The sequence below is a fragment of the Hansschlegelia zhihuaiae genome (genome assembly GCF_004103825.1).
In the GTDB taxonomy this organism is placed as follows: domain Bacteria; phylum Pseudomonadota; class Alphaproteobacteria; order Rhizobiales; family Methylopilaceae; genus Methylopila; species Methylopila zhihuaiae.
The window spans coordinates 90,537-110,229 of record NZ_RYFI01000001.1; the positions used below are offsets into that span (position 1 = coordinate 90,537).

Here is a 19,693-nt window from a genome sequence, read left to right on the forward strand (position 1 = left end):
GATCGGCGCCGCGATAGAGCGCGCCATCGCGCAGAGATTCGAGATCCGCGATCCCGCGGTCGACCAGGGAACGGAGCCATGAGCGCCGACAAATCCATGCCGCTGCCCGAACTCGACCAGGGCGACGACCTCGCGCTGGTCGAGCAGGACAAGCGCGCAGAAGGCGGCTCGGAACCGCGGGCCGCCGCCGACCTCGAGGCGGTGTTCGACGTGCCCGTCGCGGTCTCGGCGGTGCTCGGCCGAGCAAGGCTCGAGGTGCAGCAGCTGATGCGGCTCAAGCCCGGCGCTGTGATCGAGCTCGACCGCAAGATCGGCGAGGCGATCGACATCTACGTCAACGACCGGCTCGTCGCGCGCGGCGAGGTGGTGCTCGTCGAAGAGAAGCTCGGCGTCACCATGACCGAGATCATCAAGCCCGACAGGGCCTGAGAGCAGGAGAGGAGAGCCCCATGCGCCTCACCATCGTCGGCCATCTGAAGGGCCAGCTCACCGCGGCGACCCGCATCGCCATGGACCGCGGCGCCGCCGTGACCCACGCCGAGAGCGTCGACCAGGCGCTCAGGATCCTGCGCGCCGGCCGCGGCGCCGACCTCATCATGATCGACGTCGCGCTCGACGTCGGCGAACTCGTCCAGGCGCTCGAAGGCGAGCGCTTCCACGTGCCGGTGGTGGCCTGCGGCGTGGACAACGACGCGCGCGCCGCGGTCGCGGCGATTCGGGCGGGCGCCAAGGAGTACATCCCCCTCCCCCCCGACCCGGAGCTGATCGCCGCGGTGCTGGCTGCTGTCGCCGACGATTCGCGCGACATGGTGTTCCGCGACCCGTCGATGGTCTCGCTGGTCCAGCTCGCGACCCAGATCGCGGCGTCCTCGGCGAGCGTGCTGATCACGGGCGAGAGCGGATGCGGCAAGGAGATGCTCGCCCGTCACGTCCACGCCAAGAGCCCGCGCGCCAAGGCGCCGTTCGTGTCGGTCAACTGCGCGGCGATCCCCGAACAGCTGCTCGAGAGCGAGCTGTTCGGCCATGAGAAGGGCGCGTTCACCGGCGCCTCGGCGCGGCGCATCGGCAAGTTCGAGGAGGCGAGCGGCGGCACGCTGCTGCTCGACGAGATCTCGGAGATGGACGTCAGGCTGCAGGCCAAGCTCCTGCGCGCGCTGCAGGAGCGGGTCATCGACCGCGTCGGCGGCGGCAAGCCGGTGCCGGTCGACATTCGCGTGATCGCGACCTCGAACCGCATCCTCGCCGAGGAGGTCCGCAAGGGGACGTTCCGCGAGGACCTGCTCTACCGGCTGAACGTCGTGAACCTGAAGATCCCCCCCTTGCGCGAGCGGCCCGCCGACGTGCTCGCGCTCGCGACGCATTTCGCGAGCAAATACGCCCGCATCAACGGCTTCCCGCCACGGCCGCTCTCGGCGGAGGCGCGCGGCGAACTCGCGCGGGCTCGGTTCGCCGGCAATGTCCGCGAGCTCGAGAACACCATCCACCGCGCGGTGCTGCTCGCCTCCGGCCCCGAGATCGGCGTCGAGGCGATCCGCACGCCCGACGGCGCGCCGATCGCGGCCCAGGGGCCGGCCGCCCGCGCGGTCGAGACCGCGGAGCAGGTGACCCGCTCCTTCGTCGGCCGGACGCTCGCCGACGTCGAGCGCGACCTGATCTTCGACACGCTCGGCCATACCCGCGGCAACCGCACCCACGCGGCCAACATCCTCGGCATCTCGATCCGGACGCTCCGGAACAAGCTCAACCAGTACGACGACGAGGGCTTCGAGGTGCCGCCGCCCCAGGTCGGCGTGGCGGCGGCGTGAGGACGCCATGACGATGACAGAGGCTTCCGAGTCCGGGGCCGTGGACTATGTCCGCGCAATCGAAGAGGCTCGCGCCTATCTCGCGCGTCGCGACAGGCAGGCGGGATCGCGCGCGCCCGGCCGCGGGGGCGTCTGGGCCGCCATGCCGTCCGACGGCGACCTGCGCTACCCGATGCCGGCGCTCGACCCGGCGAGGCGGTGAGCTCAGACTGAGCGTCGCGTCAGGGCCTCACGCAGGCGCCGCCTCCCCCACCACGCGGTCGCGGCCGAGGCGCTTGGCCTCGTAGAGACGCTTGTCGGCCTTGGCCAGGAGGCCCCGCAGGTCGCCGGCGCCAAATTCGGAGCTCGCCACGCCGAGGCTGACCGTGACCCTGCGCCCGCCCGCGGCCTCGACCTCCTGGGCGATGGCGACGCGCAGCCGCTCGGCGATCTCCATTCCGCCGCGATGCGCGAGGTCGCGGAACAGGATGACGAACTCCTCGCCGCCATAGCGGAACACCAGGTCGTCGTCGCGCACATGCGCCTCGAGCGTCCGGCCGACGGCGCGCAAAACGGCGTCGCCGGCCGCATGGCCGAGTTCGTCATTGATCTCCTTGAAGCGGTCGATGTCCGCCATCGCGACCGTAAGCGGCCGCGCGTCGACGGACGTCCGCTCCAGCCGATCCCGGCAGGCCTGCTCGAAGGCCGCCCTGTTCCTCACGCCGGTAAGCTCGTCGATCAGCGAGCGCCGGAGCAGCTCTTCGTAGCGGCCGCGATAGGTCAGGGCCTGGAAGACGTCGCCGATCGGACGGCCGCCTTTGCGGCCGTCCGCGGCCTCGAAACGCAGATAGGCCGCGAGCATCAAGCTGTAGAGCGCCGCCGCGCCCATCTTCGCCACCCAGCCGCCGGTGAGCGCCGAGAAGGGCGTGCCCGTGACCCAGTGCAGCACGGGGAAGAAGGCGAGCTGGTCGAAGGTCAGCACCGCGGCCGAGCCCACGAAGGCGCTCGCCAGCGCGTTCCGGCGGAACAGCGACGACAGCTTCTCGTAGAGCAGGATCAGCATGATGCAGTCGACGAACAGCAGCAGCGTGCCCCAGACCATCAGCACGCCGATCTGGTCGAGGAATTTGAGGTCGGGCGCGTAGCCCGGCATCTGCACGACGTCGGTGTGGAGGCGCAGCACCAGCGCCAGCACGACGAGCAGCAGATTGCCGATCAGCAGCCCGTAGATCGGCTGCCGCACCACCTCCGCATCCTCGCGGATGTAGAGCATGAGGAACATGATCAGCTTGCCGGAGAACAGCACCGTCGACCCGGGCGACAGCAGACCGAACGGCAGCTCGATGAAGAACACCGCCGCGAGATAGGTCTCGAGGAAGTGCATCACCCCGAGCGCGCAGACGAACAGTCCCACGCCATAGGTCTTGCGGGCGCGCAGCAGCGCCGCCATCACGCCGAAATAGATGACGGCCTGGATCGTAAGGAGCACGAGGCCGGGCATGTCCAGTCCCAAGCGAGAGGTGGCGGCCGCGCGCTTTGGTCGGCTCGGACAACGGTGAGATCACGGCCTTACGCCGGGACGACCGACGCCGGGTTCTGTAACAGAGCTTCGCCGACTTTCAACGGACGCGGCGCCGCATTTTCAGGGTGAGCCACACCGCGCCGATCGCGATCAGCGTGAAGAACACGATGTTGAACCACGGGACGACCGTGTCCGCGGGGTCCCAGCGCCGCACGCTCACCGCGTTCGGGAACCACGAGAACAGCTGGGCCCGCCAGCCATATTTGGTGACGAGGGCCACGCCGCGCTCGGCGGCGATCGACGACGCCACCGCCTGGACGTCCGCGCTGTTGAACTTGAAGTAGAACGGGAAGCCCCAGCCGGTGTCCTCGTTCCGGTAGACGCGCGGACTGCGGTCGTCGACGTCTTCGGCGTAGACGTAATAGACGTCCCGGCTCGTCGCCGGATTGTCGCCGGAGCCGATCGGCTTGCCGGACGCGTCGACCCTCCGGACCTCCGTGTTGACGATGCGGACCACGTCGTGGCGCGGCAGCACGTAATGCAGCCCCGCGGCGATCGGCGCGACGATTGCGACCACGGCGATGGCGAGGATGCGGAAGGACATTGGTCTGGCGGCTCCCCTTGGCGGAGCGCCAAGCCTCCGCGCCCCGGCATATATGGAGCGGGCGCCCGCTCGTCATCCGCGCAATATGCGACGTTCCTTGCGAGCATGCCGAGAGCCTGTCCGTCAACGGCAAAACCTTGATGCTCCAAGTTGTCGGCTGAAAATTGACGGTAGCTCAAGCGCGTCCCAGGCTGCGCCCACAATTTTTTGCCGACTAAACCTCGAGACAAGGCGATCGACGCAATAACGTCACAAGAAGACGACGTCGTCGTCTCGACGACGGCCCCCGAGAGCCCGCAATGGAGAGAGACATGGCGAAGACCATCCTTGGCGACAACGACGACAACGAATTGACCGGGGGCAAGAACGCGGAGCGCCTTTTCGGCCGCGGCGGCGGCGACGACATCGACGGGGGCGGCGGGAACGACACGATCGTGGCCGGCGACGGCGACGATTTCTCGATCCGCGGCGGCAAGGGCGCGGACACCTTCGTGTACATGTCGGGCGACGGTCAGGACCAGATCGTCGATTTCTCGATCAAGCAGGGCGACCGTCTCGACCTCAGCCTGACCGGCTTCGGGCTCGAGGACCTGCAGGACCGCGACGCGGGCGGCGACATCAACGACGCCGACCGCGACGGCTATTACCTGCGCGAGACCTCGTCGAACGGAAAGCCGGAGATTCAGTTCTTCTTCGGCGACGACGAGGGCGGCTTCGACCAGATCACCCTGGTCGGCGTGAGCATCAAGCAGCTGCTCAAGGACATCGACAAGCACCCAGACCACTACGACTTTTTCAGCTGAGTCGGCCTCCGCGCGGGCCCGCCGGCGCCCGTTAACCCCCCGCTAACCATGCGCCCGGCAATTTCTGCCGGGCGTTTTGCGTCGAGATTTGGGGGGCGGCATGTCGGACGTGACGGTGACGGGCGGGGGCAAGCCCGCTGCCGCCGCGAGGCCCGCCGCCTTCGGCGGGCTCGATCTCAAGGACATGGCGCTGAGCGCCTGGGAGACGGTGCGCCGCGGCGACATCGGGCTCGCGCTCGGGGTGCTGGTCATCCTGTGCGTGCTGATCGTCCCGCTGCCTCCGCTGCTGCTCGACCTGCTGCTCGCGGTCTCGATCATCCTGTCTGTGCTGATCCTGATGACGGCGCTGTTCATCGAGAAGCCGCTCGAGTTCTCGGCCTTCCCGACGGTGCTGCTGGTCGCGACCATGCTGCGGCTGTCGCTCAACCTCGCCTCGACGCGCCTCATCCTCGGCCATGGCCATGAGGGCACGGACGCCGCAGGCCACGTCATCGAGGCCTTCGGCTCCTTCGTGATGGGCGGCAATTTCGTGATCGGCGTGATCGTGTTCTCGATCCTGCTGATCGTGAACTTCGTCGTCATCACCAAGGGTTCGGGCCGCATCGCCGAGGTCGCGGCGCGCTTCACCCTCGACGCCATGCCGGGCAAGCAGATGGCGATCGACGCCGACCTTTCAGCCGGACTGATCGACGAGGCGACCGCCAAGGCGCGGCGCAAGGAGCTCGAGGACGAATCGACCTTCTTCGGCGCGATGGACGGCGCCTCGAAATTCGTGCGCGGCGACGCGATCGCGGGCCTGCTCATCCTGTTCGTCACCGTCATCGGCGGCATGATCGTCGGCATCGCGCAGAATGGCCTCGGCTTCGCGGAGGCCGCGCATTCCTACACGCTGCTGTCGATCGGCGACGGCCTCGTCAGCCAGATCCCGGCGCTGATCGTCTCGACCGCCGCGGGCCTGCTGGTGTCGAAGGCCGGCGTCTCGGGCTCGGCCGACCGGGCGCTGGTCCGGCAGCTCTCAGGCTATCCGAAGGCGCTCGGGCTCGCGGCGGCCGTGATGGCCGTGATGGCGCTGCTGCCCGGCATCCCGCTGATCCCCTTCATGGGGCTCGCGGCGGGCGCCGCCTATCTCGCCTGGCGCGCCGAGAGGGCGCACCGGGTCGCGGACGCCGAACGCGTCGCAAAGACCGTGAGCGAGGCCATGGGCGACGCGACGGCGTCCGAAGAGCCGGCGTCCGCCGCGCTCAAGATGGACGAGATGAAGATCGAGCTCGGCTACGCGCTGCTGCCGCTGGTCGACGCGTCGGGCGGCTCCGACAAGCTCACCGAGCAGATCAAGGCGCTGAGAAAGACCATCGCGGCCGAGATGGGCTTCGTGATGCCGCAGGTGCGCCTCGTCGACAATCTGCAGCTCGCCCCCAACGCCTATTCGGTCAAGGTCAAGGAGGTCGAGTCCGGAACCGGCTCGGTCTACCCGGCGCAGTTCATGGTGATGGACCCGACCGGCCAGCAGGTCGGGCTGCCGGGCGTCCACACGGTCGAGCCGACCTTCGGCCTGCCGGCCACCTGGGTCGACCCCAGCCTGCGCGAGGAGGCCAACATCCGCGGCTACACGGTCGTGGACGCCACCACCGTGCTCTCGACTCATCTCAGCGAGATCGTCAAGGCCAACATGCCGGACCTCCTGACCTATGCGGAGGTCTCCAAGCTGCTCAAGGACCTGCCGAAGGAGCAGCAGAAGCTGCTCGAGGAGATCGTCCCGAGCCAGGTCTCGACCACCGTGGTGCAGCGTGTGCTGCAGCTGCTGCTCGCCGAGCGGGTGTCGATCCGCGACCTGTCGGCGATCCTGGAGGGGATCGCCGAGGCCGTCGCCTTCACGCGCTCGCCGCTGCAGATCGTCGAGCACGTGCGGACGAGGCTCTCGCGCCAGCTCTGCGCCCAGAACCAGGCGCCGGGCGGCTACGTGCCGCTGATCGCGCTCTCGCCCCATTGGGAGCAGGCCTTCGCCGAGTCGATCGTCGGGACCGGCGAGGAGAAGAGCCTCGCCATGGCGCCGTCCAAGCTGCAGGAGTTCGTCGTGGGCGTACGCGACGCCTTCGAGGAGGCGGCGAAGCTCGGCGAGGCGCCGGTGCTGCTCACCTCCGCCTCCGCGCGGCCCTTCGTGCGCTCGATCGTCGAGCGCTTCCGCAACCAGACGCCCGTGATGTCGCAGAACGAGGTGCATGCGCGGGCGCGGCTGAAGACGGTGGGAAGCGTGTGAGCACGCTCAGGCGATCTCGGGCCGCGCGAGGCAGAGAGCGAAGAGAGCCAGGGCGGGCGGCGCGAGGAGGCAGAGCTCCTTGAACGTCACATAGCCGAGGGCGCCGGCGCCGCAGCCGGTCGCGAAGGCCGCGACCGCAAGCGCGATCGGCGCGGCACGGCTCTTCGCCGCGGCGCGCCGCTCCGGCGGAAGGCCGAGCGTCAGGTCGGCGACGTCGATCGTCATCTGCGTGATCGGCCCGGTCAGAATGGTCGAGGGCGGCATGCTGGTGAGCCACGTCCGGTGGGCGGCGTTCTGCAGCGCCATGGCGGCGACGAGCGCGCCTCCGGCGCCGAGCGCGGGCCATGAGTCGCCGTCCGGAAACGGTCCGAGCTTCGCCGCGATCAGGGCTCCGAGAGCCAGCAGCGCGACCTGCAGGCTGAACAGGATCCGCAGCGACGGCCAGCCGCGCTTCTCGCAGGCGCGGTCCCCGATCCGCGCCGCCGAGACCACGGCGAAGAACAGGGGCAGCGCGAGCAGCTTCGCCAACACGCCCGACGCCCCGAACGCCAGCGAGGCGCCGAGCGTCACGAAATTTCCCGTGATGTGGGTGGTGAAGAGGCCGTGCAGGGCGAGGAACCCCGCGGCGTCGACATAGCCGGCGTTCAGGCTGAGCAAAGCGAGGAGCAGGAAGCGCATCGCGCGATCTGGCGTGGAGTTCGCTCCGCCGTCAACGCGGACGCCGGCGACGTCACTCGACGAGCTGGTAGGTGACCGGCAGCCAGCGGAACGCCCCGCCCGCCCGCTCGACGAAGCCGACCGACGGGAACGACGTATGATAGCCGAGCACCGGAAGGCGCTCGGTCGCGGCCATGTCGTAGATCCGCCGCCGGGTCGCGCGGCCCGCCTCCTTGTCCATGTCGAAGAAGGCGCTCCATTCGGGATGCGCGAGCGAGGCGACCTCGTGATGCGCGCAGTCGCCCCACACCAGCAGCCGCTTCCCGCCGCTTTCGATCATGAAGCCGAGATGCCCCGGCGTATGTCCGAAGGCCGCGACCGCCGAGACGCCCGCAACGACGTCGGCGCCCGGCTTCACCAGGCTGACGCGGTCGCCGAGCGCCGGCGTGATGTCGCGGAACAAGGCTGCGGATTTGTACTCCGTCGAGCCCTTGTCGGCGGAGAGCCGGTCGTCGCTCTTCCAGAACGCGTGCTCGGTCTCGCCGACGACGTAGCGCGCATTGGGAAACTGCGCGCGGCCCGTCTGCACGAGCCCGCCGATATGGTCCACGTGGCAATGGGTGAGCGCGACGACGTCGATCTGCTCCGACGCGATTCCCGCCGCCCGGAGATTCGCGACCAGCTGGCCGCCGGCCGGCGGCGGCAGAAAGCCCTGCGAGCCGTTGCCGGCGTCGATCAGGATCTTTTCGCGGCCGGTGTCGATCACCACCGGGCTGAAGCCGGGCTGGAAGCGGGACGGCGGCAGGAGATTGTCCCGCATCAACGCTTCGACCTCCTCCTTCGGGCGGTCCTCCCCTACGATCGGCCAGGGGCCGTCGATCATCGCCACGCCGTCGGAGACGGCGGTGAGCTCGAAGCCGCCGAGCCGGAACCGGCGGAAGACGGGCTCCGTCGGCCGCGCCGTCGCCCCGGCCGCCGCCCGCGCCGGTTCAGCGGCGCGGCCCACGATCAGCGGCGCGGTCAGCGCCCCGCCGGCGGCGATGGCGCGCCGCCTCGTCCAGATGACCTTGTCGGTGAACATCGCTAGCCTCGCTCGCCTCGCGTCTTCGGGCGCCGCGAAGCTAACCTCCGAAGGGTGACGCTGCTTGTACGAACCGGCTGCGCCGATCGAACCGAACCGGCCGCTCTGGCGACTCGACGCGGCCCGGACGCTGTTCGTCGGCCCGCTCGACTACAACGCGCCGCACCAGCATGGCGCCCCGGTGTTCCTGTCGGGGCTCGGCGGCCCCTTCGGGCTGAGATTGGGCGACGGTCCGTGGCTGTCCTGCGACGCCGCCATGGTGCCGGCCGGCGGCGTGCACGAGCTGCATCTCGGTCTCGAGCCGGTGCTGGTGCTTTATGTCGAGCCGAGCGCGGCGCGCGCCGACATCTTCGCGCCGCTGATGCGCGACGTGGAGGAGACCGGCGGCGCGCTGGTCGGGCGGTCTAACCTGCGGTCGCTCGCCCGCGCGCTCTACGAGGACCCCGACAGCCTGCATTGGGCGGGCGAGGCGCTCGACGACGTCGTCGGCTTCGCGGGGCCGAAGGCGCGCCGGACGATCGATCCAAGGGTCGCGGCGGCGGTCGCGGCGATCGAGCGGGACGACGATCCGCCGTCGCTGGCCGATCTTTCCAAGAGCCTCGGCGTGTCGCCGTCGCGGCTGCAGCACCTGTTCACCGCGGAGGTGGGGGCTCCGTTCCGTCGCTATCGGGCCTGGACGCGCATGCGGCGCGCGATCGGGGAGGTCGTGGCCGGCGCGAACCTGACGGGCGCGGCCCACGCGGCCGGCTTCGCCGACCAGCCCCATTTCGCGCATGACTTCCGCCGCACCTTCGGGGCGCCGGCGTCACGGAGCCTGACCGGCGTCCGCCGCTGACGCTCAGCGCGCGGACGGGGTCTTCGGCAGCGGCTCGAGCTTGCCCGACCACAGGACCGGCCCGGTCGGCGCCCCGGTCTTCGAACCGCCGCGCGGCTCAAGGCTGACGGCGTAGGTCGCCGCCTCGAAGGTCGCCGGGTCGTATTGGGCGAGCGCGGCCCTCGACGCCTGGCCGCCGACGAGGCCGAGCGACACCGGCTTGCCGACCTTGTCGGAGACGAGCCAGAGCTCATGACTGCGGTCGGCCGGCGTTTCTGCGCCGACGCGCCGTATGGTGAGCTCGCGCTTCGCGACATCGACGCTGATCAGATAGGCCGGCCCCTTGCCGTCGGCCGAGAGCGCGGCGACCAGCGGCTCGCCCGGGATGGACCGCTCCATCATCCGCTCGCGCACGAACAGGCCGCCGAGCGCCACGGCCGCGATCGTCGCGGCGATCGCCCAGATCCGCCAGGCGCCGGACGGCTCCTCCTCCGGCGTCGCGACGCTTTCCTTGACGACATGCAGGGCCGGCCTGCCGCCCCCGGCGATCGCCGCGACCCGGCGCTCGATCGCAGGCCAAAGCCCGGCTGGCGGCTCGACCTCGGAAACGGCGAAGGCGAGCGGCGCGAGCCTCGCCTCCCAGCGCGCGACCGCCTCGGCGAGCTCCGGATCGAGATCGAGCCGCGACGCGACCTCGGCGCGCTCCACCGCAGACAGCGTGCCGAGCGCATATTCGGCCGCCACGCCCTCGCGGTCCGGGCCCTCCAGGCCTTCGCCCGTATCGTCGGTCGCGCTCATGTCTCCAGGCAGCGCCTCAGGCTCATCAGGCTGCGACGCAGCCAGGTCTTCAGCGTCCCGACCGGACGGCCGAAACGAGCCGCGAGTTCCTCCCGGCTCCAGCCCGACCGATAGGCGAGAAGCACAGCTTCCCTGCGGTCGCTCTCAAGCTCTTCAAGGCATGCGGCGAGCCGCCGGAGCTCATCGTTGAGCTCCGCCTCGGCCTCCGGGCTCGGGGCGTCAAGGATCGCGTCTCCCGCGTTCGGGGCGTCGTCGAGGGGCGCCTCGGTCTTGAGCCGCGCGATATCGAGGGCGCGGTTGCGGGCGATGGCCGCCATCCAGGCGACCGCCGACGCGCGCGCCGGATCGAAATCGGACGCCCGCCGCCAGATGCGGACATAGGCGTCCTGCACGGCCTCTTCGGCGAGGTCGCTCCGGCGCAAGATACGCAGCGCGATGCCGTAGAGTTTCGCGGAGCTGGCCTGGTAGAGGCGCGCGAAGGCCTCGCGGTCGCCGTCCGCGCAGGCGCCGAGCAGACGGGACAGGTCTTCGGAACGGCGGACGGTGGGCTGCACGGTCTTCTTGGGGCCGTTTCAATTACGCTTGGCGCATTATAGGCCTCGCGCAGCGGCCGGATAGACGGACGCCGCGCCCGGCGGTCAGCCGGGCGCGGCGCCCTTTCGGCTAAGTCGTCGATTACGAGCCTGGCTGCGCCTCGACGCGCCAGCGGACCGCGCCGGCGGTCGTGCGGCCGCCCTGGCTCTGGATCTCGGCGCCGTTGGTGGCGACGCCGGCGACCGCGTAGTGCATCGCGCCGACCGTGCCGGGGCTGTAGCTCGCGACGAGGTCGGCCTGGGTGCGGCCGGTTTCGCCCTGCGGAGCGTCGACGGTGGAGACGAGCTCGCCCGCGAAGGCGACGGCCGGGAGGGCCGCCAGCGCGGCTGCGAGACTGAGGGTGGCGATACGGTTGGTCATGGGAAGTCCTCGAATTCCGCCTCGGCGGGGCCGATCCCCGTGGCGTCTTGAGACGCAATGTGATTAGCCTTTCGTCATTAATCAAACCGATATCGTGCATAATGGCTATCGATTACACTAATCTTAACCGGCTCGACCTCAACCTGCTGGTCGCGTTCGACGCGCTGATGGAGGAGCGCAGCGTCACGCGGGCTGCGGCGCGGGTCAGCCTCGGCCAATCGGCGATGAGCCACGCGCTCGGGCGCCTGCGCGCGGCGTTCGGCGACGACTTGCTCACGCGCGGGCCGGACGGCATGACGCCGACGCCTCGGGCGCTCGCTCTGATCGAGCCGGTGCGGCGCGCGTTGCGCGACGTCGAAGCGATCGTCGCTCCGCCGAAGCCGTTCGACCCGGCGACGGCCGAGCGCGTCTTCACGCTCGGGCTTCCGGACTCGACCGAGGTCCTGCTGATGCCGCGGCTGGTCGCGCATCTCAGGGCGGTCGCCCCGGGCGTCACCATCCTGCTGCGCAACGTCGACCGCATCCGCATCCTGCAGGATTTGGATTCAGGCCGCGTCGATCTCGGCATCGGGCTGTTCGAGGAGGGCCGGACGCATCACAAGCGCCGCCTGCTCCATCGCGACAACTATCTCTGCATCTTCAATCCGGAGCTCGTCGGCGTGACGCCTCCGATCTCGCTCGACGACTATGTTCGCCTGCCCCACGTGCTGACGAGCCTGGTCGAGAGCCCGCACGGCGTCGTGGACGACGCGCTCGCCAGGATCGGCCGCAAGCGCGTGATCGCCCTCACCTCCCCGCGCTTCACCGCCGTGCCCTTCGTGGTGCGGGCCGCGCCGGTGATCGCGACGATGCATTCCCGCGTCGCGCTGTTCTTCGCCGGCGACATGGGGCTCGCCGTCAGCCCGGCCCCGATCGAGCTGCCGGACATCGCGATCTCGATGCTGTGGCATTCCTCGTTCGACGACGACCCGGCGCACCGCTGGCTGCGCGAGACCATCCGTACGCTTCGCGGCGGCCAGCCGGCGCTCGACTGACGCTCAAGGACCAAAAGCCGTGAACGGCCGAAAGCTCTTGGGATGACCACGCAGCGCCTGAGAAATGCGTCCCAAATCTGGCGGGCCACGTTCTGGCCCCATTTAAGGGCGACCTAAGGCGCTTGTGCGTCGGCGCGGGGACGGGGTTTTGAAGGCTGCGACGATCGGAATTGCGCTTGCTGCGGCCTGCGCGCAGAGCGGGGCTTGCGCGGAGCGCGCGGCGCCCGCGCAGTATGACGCGGTCATCGCCAAGCATTCGGCGACGACGGGCGTGCCCGAGGCGCTGATCCGCCGGGTGATCGTCCGCGAGAGCAAGTACAATCCGTCGGCGCTGCATCGCGGCCATTACGGCATGATGCAGATCAAGCCCGCGACCGCGCGCGCCATGGGCTATCGCGGCGCGCCGACCGGCCTGCTCGACGCCGACACCAACCTGACCTACGGGGTCCGCTATCTCGCCGGCGCCTACAAGGTGGCAGGCGGCAATCACGACCGCGCCGTGCGGCTCTATGCCAGCGGCTACTATTACGACGCCAAGCGCAGGGGCATGCTCACCGCGATCGGCCTCGGCCGCGACGGCAAGATGAAGACGGACCCGGCGCCCGCTCCGGCGACGGGGGCCATGGCGCAGGGTCCGGCGGCGCCGACGCCGCCCGCTCCTCCGGTCCAGACGCAGCTCGCTTTCGCCGCGACGCCGGCGGCGCCCATTCCGCCGCTGCCGCCCATCCGGGGCGCGGCGTCGGCCGTGGCCAATGTCGCCGCCGTGCCGCTGCCGGTCGCGCGCGACGTCACGCCGGTCCAGGCCGTCGCCTCGGCGCAGCCCGCCCGCGTGCAGCCGCCGGTTCGTGCGATCGATCCGAAGGCCGCGCCCGTCGCGCTCGCCTCAGCGGCGCCGATCCCGCGGCCGCGGGACCTGCCGATCGTCACCGGTTCGGTCACGCCGCGTCCCGCTGTCCGCCCGCAGGAGCCCGCGAAGGTCCAGACCGCCGCCGTGGCGCCGCCCACGGCGCCTTCGGCCGCTGCCGCTATCCCGATGCCCGCTCCTCGCGATACGGCTTCGATCAAGGCGAAGGGCCCCGAAGGCCAGCGCCCGCGCGTGATCGCGGTCGACACGGCGCCGGCGCTCGCGGCAGCGGGCCCGCTGCCGTCCGCTCGCTCGAAAACGCCCGCGGCTCCGCAGAAGCCGGCCGCCTCGGCGGAGCTGCGGACGGAGGCGCCGGTCCTGCGTCGCTGAGCGACGCGCCGCGCGGCGCCAAATGCACGCGCGGCCGGCATCTATCGGTCAAATGTGGGATTGGCTTTGGCGGGCCGCGCGCGGGTTCCGGCGATGCGGCCGTAGCAAGCGCCGATTCGATTCAGAAGGGGTGCAGGTCGCCGCGCCCCGACAGCGCGATGCGGTCGAGTTCGGCCTGCTCCCGCGAGCCCTCCGCGATGCGATCGCGCGACGCGCCCCGCTCCTCCAGCAGCTCGACTTTCTTGAGCTCCTCGAAGGCCGCGGCCAGCGCGTCCTGGGCGTCCGTCAGCTGCCCGGCCAGTTCGTCGGCCGAGCGCTTCAGATTGTCCCGCCGGCCCATCGCCGCCTTGGCGTAGGTCGGATAGGCGTAATGCCCGATGTCGTGAATGCCCGCGCGTTCCTGCTCGTGCAGGATCTCGCGGTCGAGGTCGGCCGCCATGCGCTCGAACTCGGCGATCATCGTCTCGATCTGAGCGACCTGACGACGCTTCTCGTCGACCTGAAAGCGCTTCAGCCGGATGAGTGTGTCTCTGGACTTCATGTCGGCATCTCAGCACGCCACCGGTTAGCGACCGGTATCCGCCACGCTTAAGATCGAGCGGAGTTGCGCATAAGCCTCACCCAGACGGGTTGCTTCTTCCTTACCCTGGGCGAGGAAACGCTCGAGCGGCTCGTGCAAAGCGATCGCGTCGTCGACCTCGGCGCTCGAGCCAGGGCGGTAGGCCCCGAGACGGATCAGCTCCTCCATGTCCGAATAGGTCGCCATCACGCGCCGCGCCTCGGCGACGAAAGGGCGCTCCTCCTCGGGCGTCGCCCTCGGCAGAGTGCGCGAAACGGACTTCAGCACGTTGATCGCCGGATAGCGGCCGCGCTCGGCGATCGATCGCTCCATCACGATATGGCCGTCCAGGATGCCGCGCACCGCGTCGGCGACGGGCTCATTGTGGTCGTCGCCGTCGACCAGCACGGTGAACAGCCCGGTCGCCGTCCCCTCGCCCATGCCCGGCCCCGCGCGCTCCAGCAGCCGCGGCAGTTCGGCGAAGACGGTCGGCGTGTAGCCCTTGGCGGTCGGCGGCTCGCCGGTCGAGAGCCCGATCTCGCGCTGCGCCATGGCGAAGCGGGTCACCGAGTCCATCATGCAGAGCACGTCGTCGCCCTCGTCGCGGAAATATTCCGTGAGCGCGAGCGTCAGATAGGCGGCCTGGCGGCGCTTCAGCGCCGGCTCGTCGGAGGTCGCGACCACGACGACGGACCGGGACAGTCCGGCTTCCCCGAGGTCGTCCTGCAGGAACTCCTGGACCTCGCGGCCGCGCTCGCCGACCAGCCCGATGACCGCGACGTCGGCGGCGGCGTTGCGCGCCAGCATCGCGAGCAGCACCGATTTTCCGACACCGGAGCCCGCGAACACGCCCATGCGCTGGCCGCGGCAGCAGGTCAGAAAGGCGTTGAGCGCGCGGACGCCGAGGTCGAGCGGCGCCCCGACGCGCTTGCGCGCATGGGCCGGGGGCGGCGAGTTGCGGTAGGGGTAGACCAGCGGCCCCTGCTCGAGCGGGCCCTTGCCGTCGATCGGGGCGCCCATTGCGTCCACCACCCGGCCAAGCCATTTGCGCGACGGCCGAACGCCGGGCTCCGCCGAGCCCACCACGGCTCGGCAGCCCCGCCGCACGCCTTCGAGCGGCGCGAACGGCATCAGCAGAGCGCGCTCGCCCTGGAAGCCCAGCACCTCGCAGGGCGTCTCGCGACCGGTCGCGTCCTCGATCACGACGCGGCCGCCGATCGCCATCGCGGAGAGCGGCCCGGCGACCTCGACCAGAAGGCCGCGCACGCCCACCACCCGGCCGTAGACCTGCCTGTCGGGAACGGCCTCGACGGTCTGCAGCAGCCCGCGCATCGCGCCCATCGGCGGAAGACCTCGTCGAATCACGGAGAACCCTGTGGACAGGGTAACTCTTCATTTACCGAAACGCCCAATCATGGCCCTGAACCTTAAGGCTCCGGAAACCGTGACTCCGCCTGAAACGTTGAGTCGGATGAATCAGTTAGCTTTGTTTCTTAAGAAATGAGACCAGCTGACTAATTGTCCAAAAGACGTTTTGTGTGAATAGGTTACGTGATTTTTGGGGCGAACCGAGATCGAGCTTGCGGCAGCGAATCACATTCTGTTAACCTTTCGCCGTTAAGCTTGAATCGGACTGGAAACGATCGGTTCACCGTACCGCCCGGCGCCGCCAGGGCAGGTCATGCGGGCATCGGTGGAGGATACGCATGCGCGTTCTTCTCATAGAAGACGACAGATCGACGGCCCAAAGCATCGAATTGATGCTGAAGTCCGAGAGCTTCAACGTTTATACGACCGAGCTCGGCGAAGAAGGCATCGACCTCGGCAAGCTCTACGACTACGACATCATCCTTCTCGACCTGAACCTGCCCGACATGTCGGGCTACGAGGTGCTCCGCGCGCTGCGGGTCGCGAAGATCAAGACGCCCATCCTGATCCTGTCCGGCCTCGCCGGCATCGAGGACAAGGTCCGCGGGCTCGGCGTCGGCGCCGACGACTACATGACGAAGCCGTTCCACAAGGACGAGCTCGTCGCCCGCATCCACGCCATCGTGCGCCGCTCGAAGGGCCACGCCCAGTCGGTGATCTCGACCGGCGACCTGATCGTCAATCTCGACACCAAGACCGTCGAAGTCGGCGGCGCCCGGGTCCATCTGACGGGCAAGGAATACCAGATGCTCGAGCTTCTGAGCCTGCGCAAAGGCTCGACGCTCACCAAGGAGATGTTCCTCAACCATCTCTATGGCGGCATGGACGAGCCGGAGCTGAAGATCATCGACGTCTTCATCTGCAAGCTCCGGAAGAAGCTCGCCAACGCCACCAACGGCAAGAACTACATCGAGACGGTCTGGGGCCGCGGCTACGTGCTGCGCGAGCCCTCCGAGGACATGCGCGCCGCCGGCTGATCCGCCGGGCCGCGATCGTCGTTTGGGACCCCGCGCCTCGGCGCGGGGTTTTTCGTTGCGCGGTCGGCGAGGTTCGCGTGAGCGACGCCGCGACGCGTCAGCGCCAGCCCGCGCTTCCGACGACGGACAGCGGCGGGCGGTCGGCGGCGAGCGCCGCCGCTGCGATCACGGGGCGTTCGGTCTTCTCCGGGACGCGGTAATGAACGCCGCCGCGACCAGGGGAAGGCTGGAAGCTGGTCGTCAGCCCGATCGTCGTCTCGGCGGCGCCGAGCACCAGCGCGCCGTCCGGAGCTATCTGGCGCGAAAGGCGTTCCAGCACGTCCGCTTTCGCGACGTCGTCGAAATAGATCAGCACGTTGCGGCAGAACACGACGTCGAAGCGGCCGAGCGAGGAGAAGTCGCGCAGCAGGTTCAGGGTGCGGAACTGGACCTGCTGGCGCAGCGCCGGCTCGATCCGCCAGCGGTCCCCTTCCTGCACGAAGTGCTTGAGCAGCAGCTTGATCGGCAGGCCGCGCTGCACCTCGAACTGGGAGAACAGCCCCTCCTTGGCGCGGTTCACCACGTCGCTCGACAGGTCGGTCGCGACGATCTCGACGCGCCAGTCCTTCAGCAGGTGCGAACGCTCGGCCAGCAGCATGGCGAGCGAATAGGCCTCCTGCCCGGACGAGCAGGCCGCCGACCAGAAGCGCAGGCGCTTCTCCGCGGCGCGCGCCGCGATCAGCTTCGGCAGCACCTCCTCGGTCAGTCGCTGGAACGGCGCGCCGTCCCGAAAGAAGTAGGTCTCGTTGGTGGTCATCGCTTCTGTGACGGCCTGGGCGAGATCGAGGTCGCCGCCGCGCGCCAGCAGGTCAACCAGCGCGCCGAGCGAGGCGACGCCGCGCGACCGGGCGACCGGGCCAAGGCGGGCCTCGGCCAGATATCGCTTGTCCTCGCCGAGCACGAGCCCGGAGCGTTCCTTCAGGAAGCGCGCGAGCGAGGCGAACTGAATCGGCGTCATCGACGTCCCCTGAGGGTCTCGCGGACCAGCCATGGCCCGATCTCCTTGAGCGGCAGCACCTCGGCGCAGGCGCCGGTCGCGACCGCAGCGCCCGGCATGCCCCACACCACGCTCGACGCCTCGTCCTGGGCGATCACCCGTCCGCCCGAGGCCGCGATCGACGGAACGGCGCTCGCGCCGTCGCTGCCCATGCCGGTGAGCACGACCGCGGCGAGGCCAGATTTGAAGATGCGCTCCGCCGACCGGAACAGCGGGTCGACCGAAGGCTTGCAGAAATTGATCGGCGCTCCGTCCTCGATGCGGGCGACGGCGCGGGAGCCGTCGAGATCAAGCGAGAAATGTCGTCCGCCGGGCGCGACATAGGCCGTCCCCGAAAGGATCGGATCGCCGTCCATGGCCTCCCGGACCGGGAAGCCGCTGGTCTCCGTGAGGTGTTTGGCGAGGGTCGCGGTGAAGCCTGCCGGCATATGCTGGACGATCACGATCGGAGCATGCGCGGCTGCGGGCTTCAGGGCTCTCAGCACTTCGGCGAGCGCCTGCGGGCCGCCGGTCGAGGATCCGATCGCGATCGCGCGGATCTGCGAGGCGCCGGATCTGGAGGCCCCGACCGCCGGCGCGGCGGCAGGCGCGGGGATCGGCTTTTGGCGAGGCGCGCGCGGGACGTCCTTGGGCGCGGCGACCGCCGCCTGGCCGGCGCGGCGGCGGGCGGCCGGTCCAAGCGCGCGCACCTTGGCCATCAGGTCGCGGCGGTACTCGTCGGGCGAGCCCGACGCCTTCGAGGGCTTCGCCAGCACGTCGGCCGCGCCGAGCGCGAGGCACCGCAGCGACAGGTCGGCGCCATGCGTCGTGAAGCTCGAATTCATGATCACGGCGAGGCCGGGCTTCGCCGCAAGCAGCAGCGGGAGCGCTTGGACGCCGTCCATGTCGGGCATCTCGACATCGAGGATGACGACGTCGGGCCGCGCCGCCGCGAAGCCCGAGATCGCCTGCAGGCCGGAGCGGCAGCTCGCGACGACCTCGACGCCGTCCTCTTCGGAAATCCAGCGGGCCGCAAGACCCCGGACGAACACTGAATCGTCGACGATCATCACGCGGATGAGGTCGGACGGATCGGACGCTGCCGCTATGGCCATGTGGGCGCTCGCGCCGGGGTCGTGGTTCAGAGCAGCCCGACCTCGGCGAATTTGGACGCGATGATCTCGCTGTCGAACGGCTTCATGACGTATTCGTCGGCCCCGGCGCGCATCGCGCGGGTGATATGGGCGACGTCGTTCTCGGTCGTGCAGAACACGACCTTCGGCATGTCGCCGCCGGGCAGCGACCTGAGCTCGCTCAGGAAGTCGAAGCCGTCCATCACGGGCATGTTCCAGTCGAGCAGAATGCCGTCGGGCATCGCCTGCTTGCAGAGCGCGAGCGCGCTCTGGCCGTTCTCGGCCTCCGAGATCCGCATCTCGTGGCTCTCGAGGATGCGGCGGGCGACCTTGCGGATGACGCTCGAGTCATCGACGACGAGGCAATGCTTCATGGCTGCGGCTCCGGTATTCGCCCGACAGCGGGGGGCTCAGGCGGCGAGGTCGGCGTCGGCCGCCGCGAGCGCGCGGTCGACGTCGAGGATGAGCAGAAGGCGGTTTTCCTGGCGATGCACGCCCTCGACGAGGCCGGCCCAGCTCGGGTCGAGCGTCGCGGGCGGCGTTTCGAGCGCCGAGCGGTCGAGATCGACCACATCGCCCGGCCGGTCGACCAGCAGCGCGAAGGCCTCGGACTTGTGGTCGACGCCAATCGCCATCGGCCGGGCGTCGGCGTCCGCCGCCGGCATGCCGAGCCGCCGACGCATGTCGATCGCCGTCATGATGCGGCCGCGCAGGTTCAGGACGCCCGCGATCTCGGAGGACGACAGCGGCACGCGCGTCAGGCGCTCGGGCGCGAACACCTCGCGCACCCGGCCGATCGGGATGCCGAAGGCCTGGTCGGCGATCTCGACGGTGACGTAGGAGCGACGATCCTCGGCCGAGCTCATGCTGCGTTCCTGTAGGCGGGCGCGTGGACCTTCAGCGCCTCGATCAGGCCGGGGCGATCGAACTTCGCGACATATTCGCTGAAGCCCGCCTGCCGGGCGCGCTGCACCACGTTCGAGGCGGCGAGCGACGACAAAGCGAGGATCGGGACGCCCGCCGCGAGCGGCTCCGCGAG

Annotated in this window: 22 protein-coding genes; 9 read left to right on the forward strand and 13 right to left on the reverse strand. The window is 69.8% G+C overall.

Annotated elements, in window-relative coordinates; genetic code table 11:
* Positions 1-78: 78 nt before the first annotated feature.
* The 3 genes from fliN to EK403_RS00395 are packed head-to-tail and all read left to right on the forward strand — an operon-like array spanning position 79 to position 2,007.
* Positions 79-429 (forward strand): flagellar motor switch protein FliN, encoded by a 351-nt coding sequence (gene fliN, locus EK403_RS00385; RefSeq protein WP_206659454.1) that lies wholly within the window; start codon positions 79-81, stop codon positions 427-429.
* A 20-nt stretch (positions 430-449) separates the two neighbouring features.
* Entirely contained in the window at positions 450-1,805 is a 1,356-nt protein-coding gene (gene flbD / locus EK403_RS00390) for a sigma-54-dependent transcriptional regulator FlbD (protein ID WP_128775539.1), read from the forward strand.
* Between the two features lie 13 nt (positions 1,806-1,818).
* Complete coding sequence (locus EK403_RS00395; protein WP_128775540.1) at positions 1,819-2,007, forward strand: hypothetical protein; 189 nt, start codon at positions 1,819-1,821, stop codon at positions 2,005-2,007.
* A 27-nt stretch (positions 2,008-2,034) separates the two neighbouring features.
* Here the strand turns inward: EK403_RS00395 and EK403_RS00400 are convergent, their stop codons facing one another.
* Together EK403_RS00400 and EK403_RS00405 are read right to left on the reverse strand one after the other, a co-directional pair.
* Entirely contained in the window at positions 2,035-3,285 is a 1,251-nt protein-coding gene (locus EK403_RS00400; protein WP_128775541.1) for a GGDEF domain-containing protein, read from the reverse strand.
* Between the two features lie 118 nt (positions 3,286-3,403).
* Positions 3,404-3,910 (reverse strand): DUF1523 family protein, encoded by a 507-nt coding sequence (locus tag EK403_RS00405; RefSeq protein ID WP_128775542.1) that lies wholly within the window; start codon positions 3,908-3,910, stop codon positions 3,404-3,406.
* Positions 3,911-4,221: 311 nt separating this feature from the next.
* Here EK403_RS00405 and EK403_RS00410 point away from each other — a divergent pair, with 311 nt between their 5' ends.
* Positions 4,222-4,713 (forward strand): hypothetical protein, encoded by a 492-nt coding sequence (locus EK403_RS00410; RefSeq protein WP_128775543.1) that lies wholly within the window; start codon positions 4,222-4,224, stop codon positions 4,711-4,713.
* Positions 4,714-4,813: 100 nt separating this feature from the next.
* Positions 4,814-6,970 carry a flagellar biosynthesis protein FlhA gene (flhA, locus tag EK403_RS00415; protein ID WP_206659455.1) on the forward strand — a complete coding sequence of 719 codons (2,157 nt, stop codon included), beginning with the start codon at positions 4,814-4,816 and terminating at the stop codon, positions 6,968-6,970.
* Positions 6,971-6,976: 6 nt separating this feature from the next.
* Here the strand turns inward: flhA and EK403_RS00420 are convergent, their stop codons facing one another.
* Both EK403_RS00420 and EK403_RS00425 read right to left on the reverse strand, forming a co-directional pair.
* Entirely contained in the window at positions 6,977-7,648 is a 672-nt protein-coding gene (locus EK403_RS00420) for a YoaK family protein (protein WP_128775544.1), read from the reverse strand.
* A gap of 52 nt (positions 7,649-7,700) precedes the next feature.
* On the reverse strand, positions 7,701-8,708 hold the full coding sequence (locus tag EK403_RS00425; RefSeq protein ID WP_128775545.1) for an MBL fold metallo-hydrolase: 1,008 nt from the start codon (positions 8,706-8,708) through the stop codon (positions 7,701-7,703).
* A 64-nt stretch (positions 8,709-8,772) separates the two neighbouring features.
* Between EK403_RS00425 and EK403_RS00430 the strand changes: the two genes are divergently transcribed.
* On the forward strand, positions 8,773-9,543 hold the full coding sequence (locus EK403_RS00430) for a helix-turn-helix transcriptional regulator (RefSeq protein ID WP_128775546.1): 771 nt from the start codon (positions 8,773-8,775) through the stop codon (positions 9,541-9,543).
* Positions 9,544-9,546: 3 nt separating this feature from the next.
* Here the strand turns inward: EK403_RS00430 and EK403_RS00435 are convergent, their stop codons facing one another.
* From EK403_RS00435 to EK403_RS00445, 3 genes are all read right to left on the reverse strand, one after another.
* Positions 9,547-10,320 (reverse strand): anti-sigma factor, encoded by a 774-nt coding sequence (locus EK403_RS00435; RefSeq protein WP_128775547.1) that lies wholly within the window; start codon positions 10,318-10,320, stop codon positions 9,547-9,549.
* Positions 10,317-10,874: a sigma-70 family RNA polymerase sigma factor gene (locus EK403_RS00440; protein WP_128775548.1), complete on the reverse strand. Its 558-nt coding sequence runs from the start codon at positions 10,872-10,874 to the stop codon at positions 10,317-10,319. Before EK403_RS00440 ends, EK403_RS00435 begins: the two co-directional genes overlap by 4 nt.
* Positions 10,875-10,995: 121 nt before the next feature.
* Positions 10,996-11,274: a hypothetical protein gene (locus EK403_RS00445; RefSeq protein ID WP_128775549.1), complete on the reverse strand. Its 279-nt coding sequence runs from the start codon at positions 11,272-11,274 to the stop codon at positions 10,996-10,998.
* A gap of 101 nt (positions 11,275-11,375) precedes the next feature.
* On the opposite strand from EK403_RS00445, the gene EK403_RS00450 reads away from it, so the two are divergent.
* Positions 11,376-12,308: a LysR family transcriptional regulator gene (locus EK403_RS00450; protein ID WP_128775550.1), complete on the forward strand. Its 933-nt coding sequence runs from the start codon at positions 11,376-11,378 to the stop codon at positions 12,306-12,308.
* A gap of 148 nt (positions 12,309-12,456) precedes the next feature.
* On the forward strand, positions 12,457-13,542 hold the full coding sequence (locus EK403_RS00455) for a lytic transglycosylase domain-containing protein (protein ID WP_245479424.1): 1,086 nt from the start codon (positions 12,457-12,459) through the stop codon (positions 13,540-13,542).
* Positions 13,543-13,663: 121 nt separating this feature from the next.
* Here EK403_RS00455 and fliJ read toward each other — a convergent pair whose 3' ends face one another.
* Entirely contained in the window at positions 13,664-14,083 is a 420-nt protein-coding gene (gene fliJ, locus EK403_RS00460; protein ID WP_128775551.1) for a flagellar export protein FliJ, read from the reverse strand.
* A gap of 24 nt (positions 14,084-14,107) precedes the next feature.
* Positions 14,108-15,433, reverse strand: a complete 1,326-nt coding sequence (gene fliI / locus EK403_RS00465) for a flagellar protein export ATPase FliI (RefSeq protein WP_128775866.1) — start codon at positions 15,431-15,433, stop codon at positions 14,108-14,110.
* A 374-nt stretch (positions 15,434-15,807) separates the two neighbouring features.
* Here fliI and ctrA point away from each other — a divergent pair, with 374 nt between their 5' ends.
* Positions 15,808-16,506 carry a response regulator transcription factor CtrA gene (ctrA, locus tag EK403_RS00470; RefSeq protein WP_128775552.1) on the forward strand — a complete coding sequence of 233 codons (699 nt, stop codon included), beginning with the start codon at positions 15,808-15,810 and terminating at the stop codon, positions 16,504-16,506.
* A 97-nt stretch (positions 16,507-16,603) separates the two neighbouring features.
* On the opposite strand, the gene EK403_RS00475 is transcribed toward ctrA, so the two are convergent.
* Genes EK403_RS00475 through EK403_RS00490 form a run of 4 tightly spaced genes read right to left on the reverse strand, consistent with a single transcriptional unit; the run spans position 16,604 to position 19,520 of the window.
* Positions 16,604-17,503 carry a CheR family methyltransferase gene (locus EK403_RS00475; protein ID WP_128775553.1) on the reverse strand — a complete coding sequence of 300 codons (900 nt, stop codon included), beginning with the start codon at positions 17,501-17,503 and terminating at the stop codon, positions 16,604-16,606.
* Entirely contained in the window at positions 17,500-18,636 is a 1,137-nt protein-coding gene (locus tag EK403_RS00480) for a protein-glutamate methylesterase/protein-glutamine glutaminase (protein WP_128775554.1), read from the reverse strand. The genes EK403_RS00475 and EK403_RS00480 overlap by 4 nt, the downstream gene beginning before the upstream one ends.
* A 26-nt stretch (positions 18,637-18,662) precedes the next feature.
* Positions 18,663-19,028 carry a response regulator gene (locus EK403_RS00485; RefSeq protein ID WP_128775555.1) on the reverse strand — a complete coding sequence of 122 codons (366 nt, stop codon included), beginning with the start codon at positions 19,026-19,028 and terminating at the stop codon, positions 18,663-18,665.
* Positions 19,029-19,064: 36 nt separating this feature from the next.
* A complete protein-coding gene (locus tag EK403_RS00490; RefSeq protein ID WP_128775556.1) occupies positions 19,065-19,520 on the reverse strand; it encodes a chemotaxis protein CheW in 456 nt (151 codons plus the stop codon).
* Positions 19,521-19,693 lie beyond the last annotated feature (173 nt).